This window comes from Bradyrhizobium sp. 35 (assembly GCF_023073215.1).
Classification (GTDB): domain Bacteria; phylum Pseudomonadota; class Alphaproteobacteria; order Rhizobiales; family Xanthobacteraceae; genus Bradyrhizobium; species Bradyrhizobium canariense_D.
The window spans coordinates 81,976-103,958 of sequence record NZ_JADPJC010000023.1 but is presented as its reverse complement, the minus strand read 5'-3'; the positions used below and the strand labels follow the sequence as shown (position 1 = coordinate 103,958).

Here is a 21,983-nt window from a genome sequence, read left to right as displayed (position 1 = left end):
TGGACGAAATACATTCCTGAGTGGTAGCGTTGAGGGCGCACAACAAACAGCGTGATCGGCCGTAGCGTGACGCGTATTTTCGGCCACCGCACCAGAGATTTTGACAAACAGACATATGAAGGAAAGAGGCGATGGCCGGACTGGTATATAGCGGCAAGGCATTTCGAGACTTGATGAATAGCAATTACTATCCTTTGGCGAACATGAAGAAGAGCGTCGCGAAGCTCAAGGAGTCCGAGGACATCGACCTGCCGACCTTGGAATACGGCCAGTACCATTTGATTCTGAACCCGGCATCGAACTGGCCGCAGGGCAGCGCCAAGTACTGGCACAAGGAAAAGGGCCGGGCCCGCGTCGACCTCAGCACCCAGCCGAACACAGTCCCCCTGTCCAGGGATGAGCCGGGCGTCATTCCGCTGACGCGATGCGATCTGCTCGATGCCTGCGTCCGGAAATGCTTCAACTCCGAGCCGCCAATCCCGATGAAGACGAAGATCATCACCCACGAAGCCAGCGACGCTTTCGCGCACCGGCACGAGATCCGGCTGGAGTGGGACTACAAGAAGGGCTCGGACAAGCCGACGCTGCTCAATCTGACGATGGTCTGTCCGCACAGATCCTGACGCATTCTGTAGTACGCAAGACGCATCACGCCCGCGCGACTGGCGCGGGCGTAATGTTTGCTTCCGATCGCCGTTCGCCCCAAGGGGGCAGCCCTCGCGCTTGCCAAGACCGTGCTGTCGAAGGAAGCAGCACTGCCAAGACGCTGGTCCTATCCACCGCCTCCAAAAAACCGGTTCAGCTCGTACGCAGTCTGCTGCGGAAGCTCCTCCGGGAAGAAGTGCCCGCCATCAAGCGGCTTTCCGTCGATGTCATCTGCCCACGCCCGCCAGAGCCCCAAGGGGCCGCCCTCGCTCGCATACCACGCGTTGAGGGGGCCGCGACCGCTCCAGAGCACGAGCACAGGGCAGTCAATTCGGCGGCCGGAACGACGGTCCGCCACATCGTGCGCGTGATCGAGTGTCGCGGCCGCACGATATTCCTCGCAGATCGCGTGAACATGCGCCTCATCGCTCAACGCGTCGATATAGGCTGCTCGCACCGCCGGACTGAAGCTGCCGGCCGAAGACCCCCAGCCATGCAGCGCATTGTCGATGATGGCGTCGGGGGCTGCCGACAATAACCGCTCGGGAAGAGGTTCAGGCTGCGCAAGCAACGACCACGGCCAATAGCCGACCGTCAGGTTCTTGTCGGCGCGCTCCCAGGCGTCGGCAATAGGAACGACATCCAGGACGGCAAGCCGCTGCACGCGTTCGCGGTGATCAAGCGCGAGCCGAAAGGCGACACGGCCGCCACGATCATGGCCCGCGACCGAGAAACGGTCGAAGCCGAGTTTCGTCATGACGGACACCATGTCGTTTGCCATTGCTCGTTTTGCATATGGCGCATGGTCCGGACTGGAGGGAGGACAATCGCTCCGGCCATATCCGCGAAGATCGGCGCAGACCACGGTGAAGTTTTGCGCGAGCAACGGCGCAACGTCTCGCCACATCAGATGCGTCTGCGGAAATCCGTGCAACAGGAGAACGGCCGGCCCCGAACCGGCCCGACGGATGAAGATCCGGGCCTCGTCCGCCTGAACATCGGCGGCGTCGAAATCCTCGAACTGCATTGGCCCTCTCCTTCCGAACGACGGCAAGCCAACAAGCGAGCACCGGACGGGCCCGGTGTCCTCGTGTTGACGCCCGGCGCCATCCTGGGTTCCTTCCCGGATGGCATGCTCTGGGCTGATCGCGCTTACGCTTGGCAGCTCCACCGACGGCGACGGGACGCGCTTCGGCATGGTCCGAACGAACCCAAGCTCAGCCAAGCAGGACATGCATGATCGAGGACGCCCCAAAACAAAAAATGGCGCGCGCAAGGCGTGCCATTTCCTTCTGTAAACCAACAAATTCAGCGAAGGCCGCCGGCGACGTGAAGCGTCTCGCCCGTGACGTAGGATGCGTCGTCCGAAGCGAAGAAGGCCACCGCGGCAGCGATCTCCTCGACCTTGCCGACTCGGCCAAGCGGAGTGGTGGATTCGATCCAGTTTCGCATGTCGCCCTCGTGCAGGCCGGCGGACACGACCCCCTCGGTGACGATCATGCCGGGATTGACGGCGTTGACGCGGATCTTGCGCGGCGCCAGTTCCTTGGCCAGCACGGCGGAGATCGCATCCACCGATGCTTTGGTGGCGGAGTAGACGGCGCCGTTCGGCGGCGCGAGAGTCGACGCCGCGGAGCTGATGTTGATGATGCTTCCGCCATTGGCGTTGAAGTGCCGCGCCGCCTCTCCTGAGACCAGGAGGAGGCCCAGCACATTGAGATCGAACTGCTTGTGGAAATGCTCCGGCGTGATGGCCTCGAGCGGCGCGAACTCGTAAACGCCCGCGTTGTTGACGAGGATGTCGATCGCACCGAGCGCCTTCACGGTTTCCGCGACTACACTTTTCACGTCCTTGGCATCGGCCAGATTGCCGTGGACCGCGACGGCTTTGCCACCCTTGGCGACAATGGCGGCGACGACGCGGTCGGCGGCCTGCTTGCTGGAGCTGTAGTTGACGGCGACCGCCGCGCCCTCGGCCGCGAGCCGCGCGGCGATTTCGGCACCGATGCCTTTGGATGCGCCGGTCACGAGCGCAACTTTTCCTTCGAGTCTCTTGGTCATCACATTCTCCATCATCCGGCGCGACGCCGATATTCAATAGTTCAATATTAGTGAACTATTGAATGAGTTCAAGGGAGGTGCTATATTTTGTGCATGGTGCAGTTCGTTCACCCATCGCGGAGCGAGATTTCACTGGCTGGGGTGCTGGGAGCGCTCGCGGACCCTATGCGGCTGCGGATCGTCAAAAGCCTGGCCGCACAGAGTGATTGCATGTCGTGCACCGAGGCGGCGCCCTGCCCTGACATGGCGAAGTCGACTCTGTCGAACCATTTTCGCATCCTGCGCGAGGCCGGCCTGATCCGGACCTCAAAGCAAGGCGTCCAGCACCGCAATGTCCTACGCGAGGAGGACATCAATGCGCGGTTTCCGAAGCTGCTGAAAATGATCCTTAGCTATCCGGAGTGAGCCGTTCCCCACTCTTGCGCAAGGTGCGACCGACGTTTCCACCGGAGCGCGGCCAAAACAAAAATGGCCCGCGTGAAGCGGGCCATTTTCGGATCGGGACCGGTAAGGTCCGAACTTGGTTGCGGGGATAGGATTTGAACCTATGACCTTCAGGTTATGAGTATGAATTTCACAGTTTTCTGGACTTATCCCAAGGCTCCGCACTTTACCTAAGTCACTCAAAATACTAGTGAACCCCGGTATCGTGATTTCCCGAGATATCCTGCCATTCCCGTCTCGGTGGCGACTCGGTGGCGATTCTGGAGGTCCTTGTGCCGATACTGAAACTGACGCGGAGAACGATTGAGGCAATCGAACCGGTGGACAAGCCGACCATCTTTTACGACAGCGAGCTGACCGGGTTTTGCCTCAAGGTCCTTCCCTCCGGCGTCCAGAGATGGTGCGTCGAGTACCGCAGTGGCGCGGGAGGTCGGAGCGTCGGCAAGACGCGGATGGTGCTCGGATCCACCACAAGCATGACCCCGGACCAGGCGCGCGCTACAGCCAAATCGACGCTTGCCGCTGTGGCGCTCGGACAGGATCCCGCCCGCAAGCGCTCGACCGAGCGCGCCATGCCGACCTTCGCCGACTTCGGCGAGCGCTATCTCAGCGAGGAGGCCGAGACAAAGCTCAAGCCGCGCACGGTCGTGAATTACCGCATCTATCTGCGTAAGCACGCCGCTCCTCTCCTCGGGACCCGCAAGCTCGATGCGCTCGACGGCGCCGACGTTTCTAAGATGCACCGGAAGATCGGCAAGGAGACGCCAATGTCGTGATCCTGAATCCATGCCGTACGGGCAAGAAAGGCGGGCTGCTTCGGTTCGCGCTCTTCGCTTACGTCGAGGTTCAGGTTCTTGGCGATCTCAAATCCGCTCTCCCGCAACAACCAGCGGAAAGGGACGAGTGTTGCGCCCTAGGCGGGCACGGGGACGGGCGTGCGTTCGATGTGCTTATGGGGTGGACTCCAATCCGCGTAATTGAGCCGAACCTTGAGGGTTATTCCATGTTCCGAAAGGAAGGTCGCCCGCTCCTTGATGCAAGGCGGCTTCCGGTCATCCTCCAGATCGTGAATCCATTCGCCGCGGCATCGGGCCTCGGCTGCGTCGTTCCGATTTTCCGCGATCGCCTTGAGGACCACGCAGGACTGGTTGTTGATGGGGTCAGTGCATACTCGGCCATCCCATTTCGTGTCCTGCCACGGCACACGAATAGACAGATGCGTCACCGCTGGTCCCTGCATGCATACCCCCCGGTTGTGCGCTCTCCGTTAGCCAACCATCTGCCGCTAGGCCTTGAGTTTCAATCAGTTTCGGCAGGGACCCTAACCTTGAGAGGACAGGTCCAGCTGTCGATGAGATCCGGTGTACCCGGTCGTATTGACCTTGGCACAAGAAGGCATGCGTCGCTCAAGCCGGCGCAGTGTCCGACACTATATTTCGGTCCGAGTGTAGGGAGAAGACTCTCTACCATCCTGGGCTGCCAATAACCGGATCTGTCGCGAAAGGTGGAGATCGGTACATAAGCCTATATGGCGTCGGCGACGGTCGGCACCCAATTTCAGCTCCGTGGCGACTCGGTGGCGATTCTCGGCAAACGAAAAGCCGCCCTTTCGAGCGGCTTTTCTATTTTTACGTGCTATTTCAAGCACTTGCTTGGTTGCGGGGATAGGATTTGAACCTATGACCTTCAGGTTATGAGCCTGACGAGCTACCGGGCTGCTCCACCCCGCGTTAACCGTTGCTTTGCCTTCGTGAAAGCGCCGGGGACGGTGAATGAAGGGCCGGCGCTGTTCGCGTGGCTTGCTTCGTCCGTCCCGAAGGCTTCCTTGGAAGGCAACCCCGGGCAAAGCCCGTTGGGTGCGGGCGGTATGTACCAACCCGGGGTGCCTTTGGAAAGGGCTGCGAGAACGTTTTTTTCGACTTTATGACAGCGCGGTGGACGAATTTGCGGCCTATTTGGCCGGCCCTTGCCAGAAGTTCCACAAGGGGCCAGCTTGCGGCAACAAAACCAGGCGGAAACGCCACTTAATGGGGGAGAACGCCATGGACCACGCCTTGGATCGCCCCTCAGATCGCCCCCCGCCGAGCGCCCCGCTTCGGGGCCTCGAAGACGCCTTCCATGCCATGGTCGAGCGGTCGCGGGCCGAGCCGGCGCCTGGCCTCGCCGAGCGGCTCGACCGCCTGGCGCGGTTGCGCACTGTCGTCGCCGACAACGAGGAGCGCTTCCGGCAGGCGATCTCGGCCGATTTCGGTCACCGCTGCGCGGTCGAGACCAATATCGCCGAGACCATGATGGTGTTCTCCGAGATCCGTCATGCCACCAAGCACCTCAAGAGCTGGATGGCGCCGCAGCGCGTTTCGACGGCGCTGCAATTCCTGCCCGCGCGCAACCGGCTGATGCCGCAGCCGCTCGGCGTCGTCGGCATCATCGCGCCCTGGAATTATCCGCTGCAGCTGACGCTCGCGCCCGCGATCGGCGCGCTCGCCGCCGGCAACCGCGTCATTATCAAGCCGAGCGAGCTTGTGCCGCACTTCTCATCGCTGCTGAAGGAGACGGTCGCCGAGCGGTTCGACGCTGCGGAATTGCTCGTCACCGGCATCGAAGACGAGGTCGCAAAGGCCTTCGCGCATCTGCCGTTCGATCATCTCGTGTTCACCGGCTCGACCCGGGTGGGGCGGCTGGTGGCGGAGGCCGCGGGGCGTAACCTCACGCCCGTCACGCTCGAGCTCGGCGGCAAGTCGCCTGTTATCATCGACGCCTCGGCTGATCTCGAAGAGGCCGCCGAGCGCATCGCCTACGGCAAGCTGCTCAATGCCGGGCAGACCTGCATCGCGCCCGACTATGTGCTGGTGCCCGAGCGCGCGTTGCAGGCCTTTGCCGAAAAAGTTCGCGCGCAGATGCGACGCATGTTCGGCACCGACCCCTCGAACAAGGACTACACCTCCGTGATCTCCGACCGGCATTATGCGCGGCTGGAAAATCTCGTCTCCGATGCGGCACGTCGCGGCGCAAAGATCCTGCAGCCGGCGAAGCCGGACGATCCCAACTGGAAGGCGCACCGCAAATTCCCGCCGACGCTGATCGTGGGCGCGAGCGAAGACATGGCGGCCATGCAGGAGGAGATTTTCGGCCCCGTGCTCCCCGTGCTCGGCTATCGCGACCCGGCCGACGCCATCGCCTTCGTCAACGCCCGCGACCGGCCGCTGGCGTTGTACTGGTTCGGCAAGGACCGCGTTGCGCGCGACGAGGTGCTGGCGCGCACCGTCTCCGGCGGCGTCACGGTCAACGACTGTCTGTTCCACTTCGCGCAAATCAACCAGCCGATGGGCGGCGTCGGCGCATCCGGCACCGGCGCCTATCACGGCGAATGGGGCTTTCGCACGTTCGGCAAGCTGAAGCCGGTGTTCTACCGCTCGAAATTCAACCGCCTCGCCGACCTCTATCCGCCTTATGGCGGCAAGATCGCGCGGCTGGAGAAGATGATGCGATTCGTGTCGTAGGTTTCAGCACCTGTCATTGCGAGCGCAGCGAAGCAATCCAGAATCCCTCCGCGGCAAAGGTCTGGATTGCTTCGCTTGCGCTCGCAATGACGGAAAGAATGAATGCAGGGGGAAACATCAGTGACGGACACATTCGATTTCGTCGTCGTGGGCGCGGGCTCCGGCGGCTGCGCGGTGGCGGGGCGGCTGTCGGAGGATGCGGGGACATCCGTGGCGCTGCTCGATGCCGGCGGTCGGAACGACAATTGGCGGATCACCACGCCGTTCGGACTGGCTTTGCCATACAAGGCGGCGAACTGGGGTTTCGATACCGTGCCGCAGAAGGGATTGAACGGCCGGATCGGCTATCAACCGCGCGGCAAGGGACTCGGCGGATCCTCGGCGATCAACGCCATGGTCTATATCCGCGGCAACAAATGGGACTACGACCACTGGGCCTCGCTCGGCAATGCCGGCTGGTCATATGCCGACGTGCTGCCCTATTTCAACCGCTCGGAGAACAACGCCGATTTCGACGGCGCCTATCATGGCAAGGGCGGCCCGCTGCATGTCAACAGACTGCGCGCGGACAATCCGATCCACGACATCTTCCATCAGGCCGCCCGCGAGGCGCAGTTCCGCATCCGCGAGGACTTCAATGAAGAGGATCACGAAGGGCTCGGCAGCTACCAGGTGACCCAGCACAATGGTGAGCGCTGGAGCGCGGCGCGCGCCTATCTGCATCCCCACATGGACAAGCGCGCCAATCTGCGTGTCGAGACGCAGGCGCATGCCACGCGCATCCTGTTCGAAAGTGGGCGCGCGGTCGGCATCGAATATGTCCAGGGCAAGCAGACAAAGAAGCTACGCGCCCGTCGCGAGGTGATCCTCGCCTCCGGCGCCTTCCAGTCACCGCAATTGCTGATGCTGTCGGGCATAGGCGACGGCAAGGCGCTTGCCGCCCACGGGATCGACGTCGTGCATCATTTGCCGGGCGTAGGACGCAATCTGCAGGATCATCCGGATTTCGTGTTCGTCTACGCCTCCGACTATCCACACTTCGTCCATTCGTCGCTCGGCCGGCTACCATCCCTGCTCCGCGCCATCCAACGATACCGCCGGGAGCGGCGCGGCCTGATGACCACCAATTTCGCCGAGTGTGGCGGCTTCCTGAAGACCCGGGCCGACCTCGATGTGCCCGACATCCAGCTGCACTTCATCATCGCGACGCTCGACGACCACGGCCGCAAGAAGCACAAGGAGGCGGGCTTCTCGTGCCATGTCTGCCTGTTGCGGCCGAAGAGCCGTGGCAGCGTCTGGCTGAAAAGCGCCGATCCGCTGGCAGCGCCGCTGATCGATCCGAATTTCTTGGGCGAGGCGGAGGATCTCGAGACGATGGTCGCGGGCTTCAAGACGACGCGAAGGCTGATGGAGACGCCCGCGATGCGCGCGTTGCAGAAGAAGGACATGTTCACGTCCGATGTGAGAACGGACGACGATATCCGCGCCATCCTGCGCGCGCGTGTCGACACCGTCTATCACCCCGTCGGCACCTGCAAGATGGGCACCGACGCGATGGCCGTGGTCGATCCGGCGCTGAAGGTGCACGGCGTGGAAGGTCTGCGCGTCGTCGACGCCTCGATCATGCCGACACTGATCGGCGGCAACACCAATGCGCCGGCGATCATGATCGGCGAGAAGGCGGCGGATATGATCAGGGGCGAGATGCGGTGACTCTACCTCGTCGTCCCGGCCTAGTGCGCAATTGCGCATGGGGGGCCGGGACGATAGCAGCTTCTCAATTCAGCAAGAACCCGCCGTCCACCGTCACCACACTGCCCGTCATGTACCGCGAGGCCTTCGAGGCCAGCAGCAGGATCGCGCCGTCGAGATCGGACTCGGCGCCGATGCGGCGCTGGGGAATGCGCTTGGTCAGGCGCTCGCCCGGCGGCGTCGCCCAGAACGCGTGGTTCATCTCGGTGTCGATGTAGCCGGGTGCCAGCGCGTTGACGCGGATGTTCTGCCCCGCAAGCTCCAGCGCCATCGCTTTGGTCGCCTGGATGATGCCGGCCTTGGAGATCGCGTAAGGCGACACCGCCTTCAGCACGCCGGTGCCGAGCAAGGAGGCGATGTTGACGATGTTGCCTGCCTGCTTGCTCGCGATCATGCGGCGCGCGATCTCGGTCGCGAGGAAATAGGCGCCCTTGAGATTGGCGCCCATCACCGCGTCCCAATCGGCCTCGGTCTGCTCGGTCGCGAGCTTTTCGATCGCGATGCCAGCATTGTTGATCAGCACCGTGACCGGGCCGAGCGCGGCTTCCGTGGCATCGAGGGCCCTGGCGATCGATGCGATGTCGGTGACGTCGAGCGCGACGGCGGCGGCGCGGCCGCCCTTGCCGCGGATCTCGTCTTCCAGGCTCTTCAGCTTGTCGGTCTGCCGCGCCGCGAGCGCGACGGCCGCGCCATGTGCCGCCAACACCCGGACAAATTGCCGCCCCAAGCCCTGGCTCGCACCTGTGACGAGGATGGTTTCTCGACTGACGTCGAATAGGTCTGACATTGGGCGCGTCCCTGAGCTTTGGGGTCATCGGTTTTGGCCATCAATACAGACGATTTTAACGATCTGAAACCGGAATGATCGGTTCTGCGTTCACTCGTTCCATGGCAGGCTCCCGCGCATGAACAGTTTCGATCTCGCCGTCTATGCGGCGCTCGCCATCGCGATCGGCTTCGGTTTCAGGACCGGCCTGCTCGGCAGCGCCATGACGATCCTGGCCTATCTCCTCGCCGCCCCCATCGCGGTTGCGCTGATGCCGCTGATCGTCCCGCAGGTCGCGGGCAATCCGAATGCGCCGCTGCTGCAGAACTGGATCTGGTTCTTCGGCATCTTCGTGGTGGTCGGCATGCTGTTTGGACATCTCGGCCGGCTGGCGCTGAGCGACACGATACGCGACGCCGGCATCGGCGACCGCCTCGGCGGCGCCGCGCTCGGCGCCATCAGGGTCGGCCTCGTCGCCACCACCTTGGTGCTGGTGTTCGACCAGATCGTGCCGGCCAACCGGCAGCCGCCGTTCCTCGCCGGTTCGCATCTGCGGCCGCTGTTCTCGACGGTCGGCCAGATGGGCTTCAAGTCGCTGCCGCCGGAGGCGGCCTCCGCGATCGACCGTCTCAAGCAGGAGCGGCGCATCTGATGAGGCGCATTTGCATCGCCGCGCAAGCGTGCATGCATTTTGATGCGAGCCAATCCCTTATCAGCGGCGCCAAGGTTGGCTAGAATAGCGGCTCTAAAACCTGCCTGACATTACGGGAGTGAAACAGTGGATCTTGGGATCAAAGGCCGCCGCGCCATCGTCTGCGCATCCAGCAAAGGCCTCGGACGCGCCTGCGCCATCTCGCTGGCCGAGGCCGGCGTTCACGTCACGCTGACCGCGCGCGGCGCCGAGGCCCTGAAGAAGACGGCCGACGACATCCGCAAAGCCTATCCTGATGTGACCGTCACCGAGATCGTCGGCGACATCACGACGCCGGCGGGCCGCGAGGCCGTGCTCAAGGCCTGCCCCGAGCCGGACATCCTGATCAACAATGCCGGCGGACCTCCGCCCGGCGATTTCCGCAACTGGACCCGCGACGACTGGATTAAGGCGATCGATGCCAACATGCTGACCCCGATCGAGCTGATCAAGTCGACGGTGGACGGCATGATGGCCCGCAAGTTCGGCCGCATCGTCAACATCACCTCAGCGGCGGTGAAGGCGCCGATCGACATCCTCGGTCTCTCCAACGGCGCGCGCGCCGGCCTCACCGGATTCATTGCCGGCCTGTCGCGCAAGACCGTGATCAACAACGTCACCATCAACGGCCTGCTGCCGGGCCCGTTTGAGACCGATCGCCTGCGCAGCACCGCGAAGGGGGAATCCGAGAAGCGCGGCATCACGCCGGACCAGGTTCTGGCCGAGCGCGCCAAGCTCAATCCCGCGGGCCGCTTCGGCGATCCCGAGGAGTTCGGCTATGCCTGCGCATTCCTGTGCGGCGCCAAGGCCGGCTTCATCACCGGGCAGAACCTTCTGCTCGATGGCGGTGCCTTCCCGGGAACGCTGTGAGGGCGGTCTGGTACGAGGAGACAGGACCGGCGGCGGACGTCCTCACCTATGGTGAGATGGCCACGCCGGTCGCAGGTCCAGGCGAAGTTCGTATTCGCCTGGAAGCCTCCGGCGTCAATCCGGCCGATGTCGGCCGGCGCGGGGGCGGCTATCGCGCCAAGGAATTTTCGCGCGTCATTCCGAACAGCGATGGCGCGGGCTTTATCGACCAGATCGGCGATGGCGCGACGCGGTTCAAGATCGGCGACAGGGTCTGGCTGTTCAACGGCCAGCGTAACGGCCGCGCCTTTGGCACCGCGGCCGAATATATCGCGCTTGCCGAGCATCTGGTGACGCCGTTGCCGGACAATCTCTCTTTTGCGGAAGGCGCGACGCTGGGCATTCCCGCAATGACGGCGTGGTGCTCCCTGTTTGCGGACGGGCCGATCGTCGGCAAGTCGGTGCTGGTCACCGGCGGCGCGGGTGCAGTCGGACATTACGCCGTGCAACTCGCGAAATGGGGCGGCGCGCAGGTGATCGCGACCGTCAGCTCGGCGATAAAAGGCGAGCATGCGCGACAAGCCGGTGCCGATCTCGTGGTCAATTACAGGGACGAAGATGTCGTTGCCAAGGCCATGGCCTTCACCGGCGGACGCGGGGTCGACCAATTGGTCGATGTCGATTTCGGCGGCAACATCGCGACGACCCTGAAGTTGATGGCCATGAATTCGACAATCGCGGTCTACGCCACGAACGGCAACCGCACGCCGACCGTGCCGATGCGCGAGCTGATGGAGAAGTGCATCACGCTCCGCTCGCTCGTCTTGTTCGCGCTGCCGCCGGCGCTGCTTGCGGCGGCGCAGGCCGACATCTCGAAATGGCTGGCAGCGGGGCCGCGAATCCACAATGTCGCGGCGCAGTTTGCGCTGTCGGAGACGGCGCAGGCCCATGTCGCCGTCGAGAAAGGCGACAAGCTCGGCACCGTGGTGGTCGACTGCGCGCGCTGATATCGGCCGGAATCACCGCTGCTTGGTGATCTCGTCTTCGTCCCGCTGGCTTGGAGCGGATGAATCGGCCACCAGGTCTCCGTCGGTCCAGTCGACGCCGAATTCATCGAGCCCGTCGGCGAGCAGATCGCCCAGCATCGGCTCACCGAGCAGATAATGCGCCGTCTCGCGCCGGGGACTGCGATACTCCGCGCGTGCCTCCACGGCGCGTGCGCGCAAATCGTCCCAATCGTCGATCGTGCCGTCGCCGCGGCCGAGCCAGGTCAGCGCGACGAGATCGATCTGCTCGTCCTCGTTCATGGCCACGATGAAACTTCCGAGTTCGTTGACGACCGGATCGGAGCCGTCATCCTCGAGGACGTCGACCGCATCGTCATCAGTCGCATTCGAGCCGGAATCCGGATCGGAATCCGCCTGCTTGACGTCGAATTCACGCGCCTTTTCGATGATGAAGGCGACCTTCTCCGCGGAAATCGCAAGCTCTGGCATGGCTGGCCCTTTGTCTTTCCCTGGGTTCCCGCGATAACGCCGCACGGCGTCAGATGATCCATTGCGCCTGAGGGCGAAACTGCGCATGTTCCCCCGCAAAGCAAGAACATCAAACAAGAACATGGGGATGCGCCGGATGCAGTGGAAAGTCGGCAGGGTCAAGATCACCAAACTCGTCGAGATGGAGACGGTGGGTTCAACCCGCTTCATCCTCCCGGCAGCAACCAACGATGAAATCCGGAAGCTGCCCTGGCTGATCCCGCATTTCGCCACGGAAGAAGGCCGGCTGAAAATGTCGATCCATTCGCTGGTGCTCGAAACTCCTTCGCGCCGCATCGTGGTCGATACCGGACTTGGCAACGACAAGCAGGGCCGCAACGTCCCGACCTGGAACAATCGCACCACACCATTCCTGGAGACGATGATTGCGGCGGGCTTTCCGCCCGACAGCATCGATACCGTGCTGTGCACGCATCTTCATGTCGATCATGTCGGCTGGAACACGAAATGGGTCGACGGCAAATGGGTGCCGAGCTTCCCCAACGCGCGCTACGTCTTCGGCAAGACCGAATACCAGCACTGGCGCGACCACTCCACCGAGCCGGACAAGCAGGCCGTGTTTGTCGATTCCGTGAAGCCGATCGTCGATGCCGGCCGGGCGGAGTTGGTCGCGAGCGACCACCGGCTCAGCGAGGAGATCAGCATGATCCCAACCCCCGGCCACAGCCCCGGGCATATGAGCGTTCTGATCCGGTCGGACGGCGAGCAGGGACTGCTGACGGGCGACGTCGCCCATCATCCCTGCCAGATGGCGCATCTCGGCTGGTCCTCGAACGCGGATTCCGATCAGAGCCAATCTGCCGCGACGCGGCGCGAATTGTTCGGCCGGTTTGCCGACACCCCGACGCTGGTGATCGGCGGGCACTTTTCGGCCGGGCACATCAAGCGGGATGGGGACGCATTCAGGTTCGAGGCGCTGGCCTAGTCTCGTGCCCCGGACGAACCTCCCGAATCGAGAGGGCTGCAATGCGCCCTCTTTGAGCGGTTGAATTTCCCGCCGCCCTGTTCCATGAAGCTGTTTAACCGATCGGTCCATTCCAGGGAGAAACGAGAATGAAGCTTGTTCGTTATGGCGAGAAGGGTGCGGAAAAGCCCGGCCTGATCGACAAATCCGGCCAGTTGCGGGACCTATCGGCGCATGTGAAGGACCTGACCGGCGAGGCCTATTCGCCCGAGAGCCTGAAGAAGCTGGCGGCGCTCGATCCCGCCTCGCTGCCCGCCGTCTCCGGCAAGCCGCGGTTCGGCGCCCCCGTTACCGGCATGTCGAAATTCGTGGCGATCGGCCTCAACTACAGCGACCACGCCAAGGAGACCGGCGCGGAGATCCCGAGCGAGCCGATCATTTTCATGAAGGCCAACACCTCGCTGTCCGGCCCGAACGACGCCATCGAGAAGCCGCGCGGCTCGACCAAGCTCGACTGGGAGGTCGAGATCGCCGCGATCATCGGCACCCGCGCAAAATACGTTTCGGAAGCCGACGCGCTCAACCACGTCGCCGGCTACTGCGTCTGCAACGACGTCTCCGAGCGCGCCTTCCAGATCGAGCGCCTGGGTCAGTGGACCAAGGGCAAGTCGCACGACACGTTCGGCCCGCTCGGCCCCTGGCTCGCCACCAAGGACGAGATCAAGGACGTGCAGAACCTGCCGATGTGGCTCGACGTGAACGGCCAGCGCCGTCAGACCGGCTCGACCAAGACTATGATCTTCTCGATGGCCAAGTGCATCTCCTATGTCTCGCAGTTCATGACGCTGCTGCCGGGCGACATCATCACGACAGGCACCCCGCCCGGCGTCGGCCTCGGCATGAAGCCGCCGACCTTCCTCAATGTCGGCGACGTCATCACGCTCGGCATCGAGGGTCTTGGCGAGCAGCGCCAGGAGATCGTCGCGGCGTAAGCCTCGGCCAGCGCACACTCGTCGTCATGCCCGGGCTTGTCCCGGGCATCCACGTCTCACAGTCTAGCCACGCGGAAGCGCGTGGATGGCCGGGTCAAGCCCGGCCATGACGGACGAGACACCATTTGCTCAAGACCGATCGCAGGGAATTGTCCCATGAAGCTCACCTTCTCCCCCGCCTCGCCCTTTGCCCGCAAGGTGCGCATCGCCGCGATCGAGCTCGGGCTGATCGACAAGATCGAACTCACGCCGGCGAGCGTCGCGCCCGGCACGGCCAACGAGGACTATTCACGCATCACGCCGCTGAAAAAGCTGCCGGTGCTGATCACCAATGACGGCGACGTCATCCTGGACTCGTATGTCATCGTCGAATACCTCAACGAGATGGCCGGCGGCAGCCTGATCCCCGATTACGGTCCGCGGCGCTGGAAGGCCAAGACCAATCATTCCCTGATCAACGGCATGCTCGATTCCATGCTGCTGTGCCGCTACGAGAAGATGGTGCGACCGCAGGGCCTGCAATGGCAGGCGTGGTCGGACGACCATTGGAATCGGGCCTGGACCGGCATGGCGCGCTTCGAGAACATGCCCGATGTCCTCAACGGTCCGTTCGACATCTCGCAGATCGGCCTCGTCTGCGTGCTCGGCTATGCCGACTTCCGCTTCGCCGATTGCGGCTGGCGCAAGGCCTATCCGAAGCTCGATGCCTTCCATCAAAAGATGCTCGAGCGGCCCTCCGTGAAGATCTCGGTGCCGCCGGCGGCGTAAAGCGCGGGAGTTCATATGAGCCTGAAATACGCGGTCGGCGATCTCACCATCCATCGCATCATCGAGCAGGAAACCTCGTTCGTCCCGGCGCTGGAGATGTTGCCGGGGCTGACACCGGAGCTGCTGGCCGAGAACCGCGCGTGGATGAGGGAGGCGAAAGCCTTGGATGACGGCGACACATTGATGCTGTGCTTCCAGTCCTATGTGATCAAGACGCCGCACCACACCATTCTGGTCGACAGCTGCATCGGCAACGACAAGCCGCGGCCGCAGCGCCCGAAATGGAACATGAAGACCGACGACACCTATCTGCGCGGACTCAACGCTGCCGGATTCTCGCCTGACGACATCGACTTCGTGATGTGCACGCATCTGCATGTCGATCACGTCGGCTGGAACACGCGTCTGGAGAACGGCCGCTGGGTGCCGACCTTCCCGAAAGCGCGCTACGTCTTCGCCAAGCAGGAGTTCGATCATTGGACCGAGCAGAACGCGAAGGCGGAGGTGCCGCCCTTCGCCGACAGCGTGCTGCCGGTGGTCGAGGCCAAACGCCACGAGCTTGTCGGCAACGATCACCAGATCGGCGATCACGTCCGCATCCTGCCGACGCCGGGCCACACGCCGGGCCATATCGCCATCACGATGGGCCACGGCAAGGACGACGCCGTGTTCTCCGGCGACCTCATGCACTCACCGATCCAGACGCTCTATCCGGAGCTGTCGGTCAAGTTCGACCTCGATCAAGCCAGGGCGGCAACGACGCGCCGCAGCTTCCTGGAACGCTATTGCGACACCGACACGCTGTGCTGCACCGCGCATTTCCCGTCGCCGTCCGTTGGGAAGATCCGGCGCAAGGGCAGTGGCTTCGTATGCGCGGCGGTGTAGTCGAATGGCGCAATCGTAGGGTGGGCAAAGCGAAGCGTGCCCACCATGCCAAACGCGTTGTAGAATGATGGTAGGCACGGCGCGCGAAGCGCGCCTTTGCCCTCCTTACGATTCCACCCGTGTGGAGAAAGCAAATGACAATGCTCCCCGACATCCCGCTCCCCGCCGGCATCCGCTCACGCTATGTCGACGATATCAACGGCCTGCGCATGCATGTGCTGGAGGCCGGCTTCGAGACCAAGGGGCGGCCCTGCACCCTGCTGCTGCACGGCTTTCCCGAGCTTGCCTTCTCCTGGCGAAAGGTGATGCCGGCGCTGAGCTCGGCTGGCTATCACGTGATCGCGCCGGACCAGCGCGGCTATGGCCGGACGACGGGATGGAGCGCGGAGTATGACGGCGATCTCGCGCCCTTTTCGCTCTTCAACCTGGTGCGGGATGCGCTCGGGCTGGTGTCGGCGTTCGGCTACAGGCAAGTCGACGTGGTCGGACATGATTTCGGCAGCCCAGTCGCGGCCTGGTGCGCGCTGATGCGGCCCGACGTATTTCGTTCGGTGACGATGATGAGCGCGCCATTCGGCGGAGCGCCGCCGCTGCCGTTCAACACGGTCGACACGCCGGTAAAGCCAGCGGCCGAAGACCCCGTGCATCGCGAGCTCGCCGCCTTGCCGCGTCCACGCAAGCATTATCAATGGTACTATGCGACACGCCCGGCCAATGCCGACATGCACCGCGCGCCACAGGGCGTGCATGATTTCCTGCGCGCCTACTATCATCACAAGAGCGCGGACTGGACCGACAACAAGCCATATCCGCTGAAATCCTGGTCGGCGAACGAGCTTGCGAAGCTGCCGACCTATTATGTGATGGACCTGAACGAGACCATGGCCGAGACGGTCGCGAAGGAGATGCCCTCGCAGGCCGCAATCGCCGCCAATCAATGGCTGCCCGACCGCGAGCTCGGCTACTACAGCGCCGAATATGGCCGCACTGGATTCCAGGGCGGCCTGCAATGGTACCGCTGCGGCACATCGGGCGCATTCAACAGCCAGCTCCAATTGCTGGCCGGCCGCAACATCGACATCCCCTCCTGCTTCATCTCGGGCAAGCAGGATTGGGGCACCTATCAGCGTCCCGGCGTATTCGAGGCCATGCAGGCGCGGGCCTGCACGAAGCTGCTGGGCTGCCACCTCGTCGATGGCGCCGGTCACTGGGTGCAGCAGGAGCAGCCGGCCGAGGTGAGCCGCCTGCTGCTCGATTTCCTGGCGAAGAGCCGCGGCGTGGTTTGACCCGGTAACCCAAGCGCCCTATATAGTTTAGAATTATTCTAAACTAATCAGACAGGGCCGCCGTGAAGAATTTTGCCGATCTGACCGAGCGCGAGGTGCTTGCGGTCGCAATCTCCTCCGAGGAGGAGGACAGCCGCATCTACATGAGCTTCGCCGAAGACTTGAAGGAGCGCTATCCGGACTCCGCCAAGATCTTCGAACAGATGGCCGAGGAAGAGCGCGGCCATCGCCACATGCTGCTGGAAATGTACGAGCAGCGCTTCGGTCCGCATTTGCCCCCGATCCGCCGCGAGGACGTCAAAGGCTTCCTGCGCCGCCGTCCGGTCTGGCTCACCAAAAACCTGTCGCTCGACACCATCCGCAAGGAGGTCGAGACAATGGAATTGCAGGCCGAGCGCTTTTACGTGAAGGCCGCTGAACAGGCGCAGGATGTCGGCGTGCGCCGCCTGCTCGGCGATCTGGCCGAGGCCGAGAAGGGCCACGAAGAGGTGGCGGCGAAGCTGACGGATCGGATCCTGAGTTCAGACGTGCGCGCCGAGGAAGACCGCACCAACCGGCGCATGTTCGTGCTGCAATATGTGCAGCCAGGTCTCGCCGGCCTGATGGACGGCTCCGTCTCGACGCTGGCGCCGCTGTTTGCGGCTGCCTTCGCCACGCATCAGAATTGGCAAACATTTCTGGTCGGCCTCGCCGCCTCGATCGGTGCCGGCATCAGCATGGGCTTTGCGGAAGCGCTGTCCGATGACGGCTCGCTGACCGGGCGTGGTTCGCCCTGGCTGCGCGGTCTCACCTGCGGCTTGATGACGACGCTAGGCGGGCTTGGGCACACCCTGCCCTATCTCGTGCCCGATAGCTGGGCCAACGCATTCTGGATCGCGACGGGAATCGCCGGAATTGTCGTGTTCTTCGAATTGTGGGCGATCGCCTTCATCCGCGCGCGCTACATGGACACGCCGTTCCTCCAGGCCGTGTTCCAGATCGTGCTCGGCGGCGCGATCGTGCTGGCGGTGGGGATATTGATCGGAGCGGCGTAGGACGCCTTCATGCCCCGGCTTGACCGGGCATCCAGCACGCCGCGACCTGTCCGTGTCCAATCGGCGCCGGTGGAATACTGGATCGCCCGGTCAAGCCGGGCGATGACTGCGAGTGGTTGCTTGGCTCACCGCGTTCCGTCTTGCTCAGATGTCAATCGCGATCAAACGGCGGTTGCGGTGCTGGGCCAAACTGCGCATCATTGTTCCACGCTAAGAACAGGAGATGCGGGATGGCCAAATCCGAATGGAGCTTCAAGAGCGCGGTCGAGCTGTCGGCGGCACTGACGGCCAAGAAGGTTTCCGCGGTCGAGCTCACGCAGGATGCGATCGACCGCATCGAACGGCACGACAGCAAGGTCAACGCGATCTGCGTCCGGGATTTCGACCGTGCGCTGGACGCCGCACGCGAGGCAGACGCCGCATTGGCGCGCGGCGAGCGAAAGCCGCTGCTCGGTCTCCCCATCACTGTGAAAGAATCCTACAACATCGCCGGCCTGCCCACGACCTGGGGCTGGACGCCGCAGAAAGATTTCAAGCCGGCGGAGGACGCGCTGTCGATCGCCCGGGTCAAGGAGGCCGGTGGCGTCATCCTCGGCAAGACCAACGTCCCCGTGGGCTTGGCGGATTGGCAGAGCTACAACGAGATCTACGGCACGACGAACAATCCGTTCGATCTCGGCCGCACGCCGGGTGGCTCGTCGGGCGGCTCGTCTGCGGCGCTCGCGGCAGGCTACGGACCACTCTCGCTTGGGTCCGACATCGGCGGCTCGTTGCGCGTGCCCGCCTTCCATTGCGGGGTCTATGCGCATAAGCCGACCTACAATCTCTGTCCAACGCGTGGCCACACGCCGCCGCCCTTTCCAGCCATCCCGATGGAGCGCGATATGGCGGTGATCGGTCCGATGGCGCGGAGCGCAGTCGACCTGCCCCTGCTCCTGGACGTGATGGCAGGCCCCGATCCGTTGGACCTGGGCATCGGATACAAGCTCGCGCTGCCGGAGGCGCGACACCGCGCGCTGAAGGATTTCCGGGTGCTGGTGATCGACAGCCATCCGCTGCTGCCTGCGAATGCAGATATTCGCGGCGCGATCGAAAAACTGGCGGGGCAATTGACGGGCACGGGCGCGCGCGTCGCGCGCGAAAGTCCGCTGTTTCCGGACTTCACGGAGGCTTCTCGCCTCTACATGCGCATGCTGATGAGCTTCCTCGGCGCCTTCCTTCCGCCGGACAATCTCGCGCGCGCGCGTGCCGGTGCAGCGCAGCTCTCACCCGACGACAAGAGTCTCGCTGCCGAACGGCTGCGTGGTATCACCAGCACGCATCAGGCCTGGGTATTCGACGAGGGCGCCCGCGCCGGCCTGCGCGCGCAATGGCGGCAATTGTTCAAGACATTCGATGCGGTGATCTGTCCGATCATGCCCACGCCGGCCTATCCGCATGATCATTCGCCGGAGCAGGAAAAGCGCCGAATCAACATCGATGGCAAGGACCACGCCTATCCGGACCAGCTTGCGTGGCCCGGCATCGCCACGCTGACGGGCCTGCCGGCAACGGCTGTTCCACTCGGCCTATCGAAGGACGGCCTGCCGGTCGGCGTGCAAATCATCGGGCCCTTCCTCGAGGACCACACGCCGTTGAAGCTCGCCGAGCTGATCGAACGCGAGTTCGGCGGGTTCGTGCCGCCGCCCTTGTTCAATGACTGAGAGAAACCCCATGAGCAACGACCTCGAACAGCTCACCGCGCTCAACCGCGACTATGTGGCCTCGGTGCAGAATTGCGACGTCAAGCGCTTCGACGAGATTTTGGCGCCGGAGTTCTACTGCTCCAATCCCGACAAGACGCTGGTCGATCGCGAGGCCTTCCTGAAGCAGACGGCGCGGCCGATTGCGATCCGAAACCTCAGAGAGCACGACGTCATCATCCGTATCATGGGTGATTTCGCCATCATCCACGCGGCAACGAGCTACACCAATGCGGACGGCCAGCAGGCCACCGGGCGCTATACCGATTGCTGGGCGAAGACGAACGGGACGTGGCTGGCGGTGTCGGCGCACGTGTCGCGGTAAAGAGCGCGTCACACCACACATTCTCCGGCACAGCCAGATATTCGGGAGGCCGCGAGCTCACCGCTCCAGATTCTTCAGCAGCAATTTCAGCGCTGTCGCTGCAAAGGTCTGCATATTGGCCAAGCGGTCGTTGCTGCCCGTCTCAAGCGTCATCACCTCGACTGCGGGCCTGGCGACCGCCATGCAGCTGTGGCCCGCCGCATCGCCGTAGCGATTGCCGGTGGGACCGGACGCCCCGGTCTCCGACAGGCCCCAATCGCAGTTGAAACGGCTGCGCATCTGCCCGGCCAGCAATTGCGCGTAGGGCTCCGAGGAGGAACGAAAGCCCTTCATTCCTTCGTCCGAAATATCCATCAGCACGCGCCTGGCATCGCGAGTGTAGACCACGGCCCCGCCGAGGAAATAAGCGGACGCGCCGGGCACCGCGAGAAGGCTGGCCGAGATCAGGCCGCCGGTCGAGGATTCCGCAACAGCAATGGTCTGTTTGCGCGCGATCAGCTTCGCTGCGACCTGTTCCGCAATGCCGACGAGCTCTTTCATTCCTTGACCCCTTATTGCTTCGCAACCGAGCTCGGCCTTTCTAGCATATGACAGCGCCGTTGGCCGAGTTGCAGCCAACGGGCAGGCCTGCTTGAATGGCGGCCAAAGGGCGGAGCGGCCAAGCTCTGCCCGCGGGAAAGACGCGACGAGGAAACGTGAAGGACACGTCATGGCGTCCCTGATCGCCGGCGGAGTGGATTGCGATGTGCATCCGGCCGTGCCGCATCTGACCAGCCTGCTGCCGTACCTGAACGAGTATTGGCGCGATCAGGTGACGACGCGCGGCATGGTCGATCTCATCTCGCAATCCTACCCGCAGAACTCGCCGATCACGGCGCGGCCCGACTGGCGCCCCGAAAGCGGCAAGCCGGGTGAAAGCCTGGCGGACATGCAGCGCCATGTGCTCGATCCCTTCCAGCTCTCGCACGCCATCTGCAATCCGCTCTACGGCGTGCAGATGGTGTTTTCAGAGGATCTGCAGGCCGCCTTCTGCCGCGCGCTGAACGACTGGCTCGTGAAGGAATGGCTCGATCGCGATCCGCGGCTGCGCGGCTCGATCGTGATCCCCACCCAAAGCGTCGAGAAGGCCGTCGCCGAGATCGAGCGCTGTGCGACGGACCGCCGCTTCGTGCAGGTGCTGATGCTCGTGATGGGCGATACGCCGCTCGGCAAGCGCGCGCTCTGGCCGATCTACGAGGCGGCGGAACGGCTGGAATTACCGATCGGCATTCATGCCGGTTCCGCCTATCACAATCCGCCGACCGCCGTGGGCTGGGGTTCCTACCACATCGAGGATTATGCCGGTCAGGCCCAGGCGTTCCAGACCCAGCTCACCAGCCTGATCGTCGAGGGCGTGTTCGTCAAATATCCGCGGCTGAAGATGGTGATGCTTGAATCCGGGGTGTCCTGGATCTCCCCATTTCTATGGCGCCTGCACAAGTTCTGGCGTGGGGTGCGGATGGAGACGCCGTGGGTTGATCGCGCGCCGCTGGACATTGTGCGCAGCAACATCCGCTTCTCGTTGCAGCCATTCGATGCACCGCCGGATGAGGCGACATTAATTCGCCTGTTTGATCATATGCAGTCCGACGAATTGGTCGTATTCTCCACCGACTATCCGCACTGGCAGTTCGACGGCCAGGAGGCGCTGCCCGCAGGTCTCACCCCCGATCTCGTGCGCAAGATCATGATCGATAATCCGCATGCGACCTATCCCCGCCTGACTTAGCCGCTGCCAAAGGAG

The 21,983-nt window shown here is 63.3% G+C and carries 23 protein-coding genes and 1 tRNA gene; 17 read left to right on the top strand and 7 right to left on the bottom strand.

The genetic code is table 11. The features are described from left to right. The first annotated feature begins 131 nt into the window (after positions 1-131). The gene (locus IVB36_RS04620) at positions 132-623 is read left to right on the top strand and encodes a hypothetical protein (protein WP_018459438.1); all 492 of its coding nucleotides are present in this window, start codon (positions 132-134) and stop codon (positions 621-623) included. A gap of 149 nt (positions 624-772) precedes the next feature. Here IVB36_RS04620 and IVB36_RS04615 read toward each other — a convergent pair whose 3' ends face one another. Beyond that, positions 773-1,672 carry an alpha/beta hydrolase gene (locus IVB36_RS04615; protein WP_018459437.1) on the bottom strand — a complete coding sequence of 300 codons (900 nt, stop codon included), beginning with the start codon at positions 1,670-1,672 and terminating at the stop codon, positions 773-775. Between the two features lie 281 nt (positions 1,673-1,953). Then, on the bottom strand, positions 1,954-2,706 hold the full coding sequence (locus IVB36_RS04610; protein ID WP_026233808.1) for a glucose 1-dehydrogenase: 753 nt from the start codon (positions 2,704-2,706) through the stop codon (positions 1,954-1,956). Positions 2,707-2,799: 93 nt separating this feature from the next. Here IVB36_RS04610 and IVB36_RS04605 point away from each other — a divergent pair, with 93 nt between their 5' ends. Then, positions 2,800-3,111: a helix-turn-helix domain-containing protein gene (locus IVB36_RS04605; RefSeq protein ID WP_026233807.1), complete on the top strand. Its 312-nt coding sequence runs from the start codon at positions 2,800-2,802 to the stop codon at positions 3,109-3,111. A 311-nt stretch (positions 3,112-3,422) separates the two neighbouring features. Next, positions 3,423-3,926, top strand: coding sequence for an integrase arm-type DNA-binding domain-containing protein (locus IVB36_RS04600; RefSeq protein WP_247390771.1), 504 nt, complete (start codon positions 3,423-3,425; stop codon positions 3,924-3,926). 137 nt (positions 3,927-4,063) lie between these two features. On the opposite strand, the gene IVB36_RS04595 is transcribed toward IVB36_RS04600, so the two are convergent. Together IVB36_RS04595 and IVB36_RS04590 are read right to left on the bottom strand one after the other, a co-directional pair. Continuing rightward, positions 4,064-4,390 (bottom strand): hypothetical protein, encoded by a 327-nt coding sequence (locus IVB36_RS04595; protein ID WP_247390770.1) that lies wholly within the window; start codon positions 4,388-4,390, stop codon positions 4,064-4,066. A 413-nt stretch (positions 4,391-4,803) separates the two neighbouring features. Beyond that, positions 4,804-4,880, bottom strand: a tRNA-Met gene (locus tag IVB36_RS04590). Between the two features lie 312 nt (positions 4,881-5,192). Here IVB36_RS04590 and IVB36_RS04585 point away from each other — a divergent pair. Together IVB36_RS04585 and IVB36_RS04580 are read left to right on the top strand one after the other, a co-directional pair. Continuing rightward, positions 5,193-6,650: a coniferyl aldehyde dehydrogenase gene (locus IVB36_RS04585; RefSeq protein WP_026233398.1), complete on the top strand. Its 1,458-nt coding sequence runs from the start codon at positions 5,193-5,195 to the stop codon at positions 6,648-6,650. Positions 6,651-6,770: 120 nt separating this feature from the next. After that, positions 6,771-8,363 (top strand): choline dehydrogenase, encoded by a 1,593-nt coding sequence (locus tag IVB36_RS04580; protein WP_018457561.1) that lies wholly within the window; start codon positions 6,771-6,773, stop codon positions 8,361-8,363. A 64-nt stretch (positions 8,364-8,427) separates the two neighbouring features. Here the strand turns inward: IVB36_RS04580 and IVB36_RS04575 are convergent, their stop codons facing one another. Next, positions 8,428-9,189 (bottom strand): SDR family NAD(P)-dependent oxidoreductase, encoded by a 762-nt coding sequence (locus IVB36_RS04575; RefSeq protein ID WP_247390769.1) that lies wholly within the window; start codon positions 9,187-9,189, stop codon positions 8,428-8,430. Between the two features lie 118 nt (positions 9,190-9,307). On the opposite strand from IVB36_RS04575, the gene IVB36_RS04570 reads away from it, so the two are divergent. The 3 genes from IVB36_RS04570 (at position 9,308) to IVB36_RS04560 (ending at position 11,715) form a co-directional block, all read left to right on the top strand. After that, positions 9,308-9,820 (top strand): CvpA family protein, encoded by a 513-nt coding sequence (locus IVB36_RS04570; protein WP_018457563.1) that lies wholly within the window; start codon positions 9,308-9,310, stop codon positions 9,818-9,820. Between the two features lie 126 nt (positions 9,821-9,946). Then, a complete protein-coding gene (locus IVB36_RS04565; protein WP_007605221.1) occupies positions 9,947-10,729 on the top strand; it encodes an SDR family oxidoreductase in 783 nt (260 codons plus the stop codon). After that, the gene (locus IVB36_RS04560) at positions 10,726-11,715 is read left to right on the top strand and encodes an NADPH:quinone reductase (RefSeq protein WP_018457564.1); all 990 of its coding nucleotides are present in this window, start codon (positions 10,726-10,728) and stop codon (positions 11,713-11,715) included. Before IVB36_RS04565 ends, IVB36_RS04560 begins: the two co-directional genes overlap by 4 nt. Before the next feature lie 12 nt (positions 11,716-11,727). On the opposite strand, the gene IVB36_RS04555 is transcribed toward IVB36_RS04560, so the two are convergent. After that, on the bottom strand, positions 11,728-12,204 hold the full coding sequence (locus IVB36_RS04555) for a DUF3775 domain-containing protein (RefSeq protein ID WP_018457565.1): 477 nt from the start codon (positions 12,202-12,204) through the stop codon (positions 11,728-11,730). A gap of 136 nt (positions 12,205-12,340) precedes the next feature. On the opposite strand from IVB36_RS04555, the gene IVB36_RS04550 reads away from it, so the two are divergent. The 8 genes from IVB36_RS04550 to IVB36_RS04515 all read left to right on the top strand — a co-directional run bounded on the left by IVB36_RS04550 (position 12,341) and on the right by IVB36_RS04515 (position 20,200). Beyond that, the gene (locus tag IVB36_RS04550; protein ID WP_026233400.1) at positions 12,341-13,189 is read left to right on the top strand and encodes an MBL fold metallo-hydrolase; all 849 of its coding nucleotides are present in this window, start codon (positions 12,341-12,343) and stop codon (positions 13,187-13,189) included. A 128-nt stretch (positions 13,190-13,317) separates the two neighbouring features. After that, positions 13,318-14,160 carry a fumarylacetoacetate hydrolase family protein gene (locus tag IVB36_RS04545; RefSeq protein WP_018457567.1) on the top strand — a complete coding sequence of 281 codons (843 nt, stop codon included), beginning with the start codon at positions 13,318-13,320 and terminating at the stop codon, positions 14,158-14,160. 156 nt (positions 14,161-14,316) lie between these two features. Beyond that, entirely contained in the window at positions 14,317-14,928 is a 612-nt protein-coding gene (locus IVB36_RS04540; protein WP_018457568.1) for a glutathione S-transferase family protein, read from the top strand. Between the two features lie 15 nt (positions 14,929-14,943). Further along, entirely contained in the window at positions 14,944-15,813 is an 870-nt protein-coding gene (locus tag IVB36_RS04535; RefSeq protein ID WP_018457569.1) for an MBL fold metallo-hydrolase, read from the top strand. Positions 15,814-15,947: 134 nt separating this feature from the next. After that, positions 15,948-17,099 carry an alpha/beta hydrolase gene (locus tag IVB36_RS04530; RefSeq protein ID WP_026233401.1) on the top strand — a complete coding sequence of 384 codons (1,152 nt, stop codon included), beginning with the start codon at positions 15,948-15,950 and terminating at the stop codon, positions 17,097-17,099. A gap of 62 nt (positions 17,100-17,161) precedes the next feature. Next, positions 17,162-18,133 carry an iron exporter MbfA gene (mbfA, locus tag IVB36_RS04525; protein WP_018457571.1) on the top strand — a complete coding sequence of 324 codons (972 nt, stop codon included), beginning with the start codon at positions 17,162-17,164 and terminating at the stop codon, positions 18,131-18,133. A 230-nt stretch (positions 18,134-18,363) separates the two neighbouring features. Next, positions 18,364-19,836 carry an amidase gene (locus IVB36_RS04520; protein ID WP_018457572.1) on the top strand — a complete coding sequence of 491 codons (1,473 nt, stop codon included), beginning with the start codon at positions 18,364-18,366 and terminating at the stop codon, positions 19,834-19,836. Between the two features lie 10 nt (positions 19,837-19,846). Continuing rightward, the gene (locus IVB36_RS04515; RefSeq protein ID WP_018457573.1) at positions 19,847-20,200 is read left to right on the top strand and encodes a nuclear transport factor 2 family protein; all 354 of its coding nucleotides are present in this window, start codon (positions 19,847-19,849) and stop codon (positions 20,198-20,200) included. A gap of 57 nt (positions 20,201-20,257) precedes the next feature. On the opposite strand, the gene IVB36_RS04510 is transcribed toward IVB36_RS04515, so the two are convergent. Further along, positions 20,258-20,740, bottom strand: a complete 483-nt coding sequence (locus IVB36_RS04510) for a CinA family protein (protein WP_247390768.1) — start codon at positions 20,738-20,740, stop codon at positions 20,258-20,260. Positions 20,741-20,909: 169 nt separating this feature from the next. Between IVB36_RS04510 and IVB36_RS04505 the strand changes: the two genes are divergently transcribed. Then, a complete protein-coding gene (locus IVB36_RS04505) occupies positions 20,910-21,968 on the top strand; it encodes an amidohydrolase family protein (RefSeq protein WP_018457575.1) in 1,059 nt (352 codons plus the stop codon). Positions 21,969-21,983 lie beyond the last annotated feature (15 nt).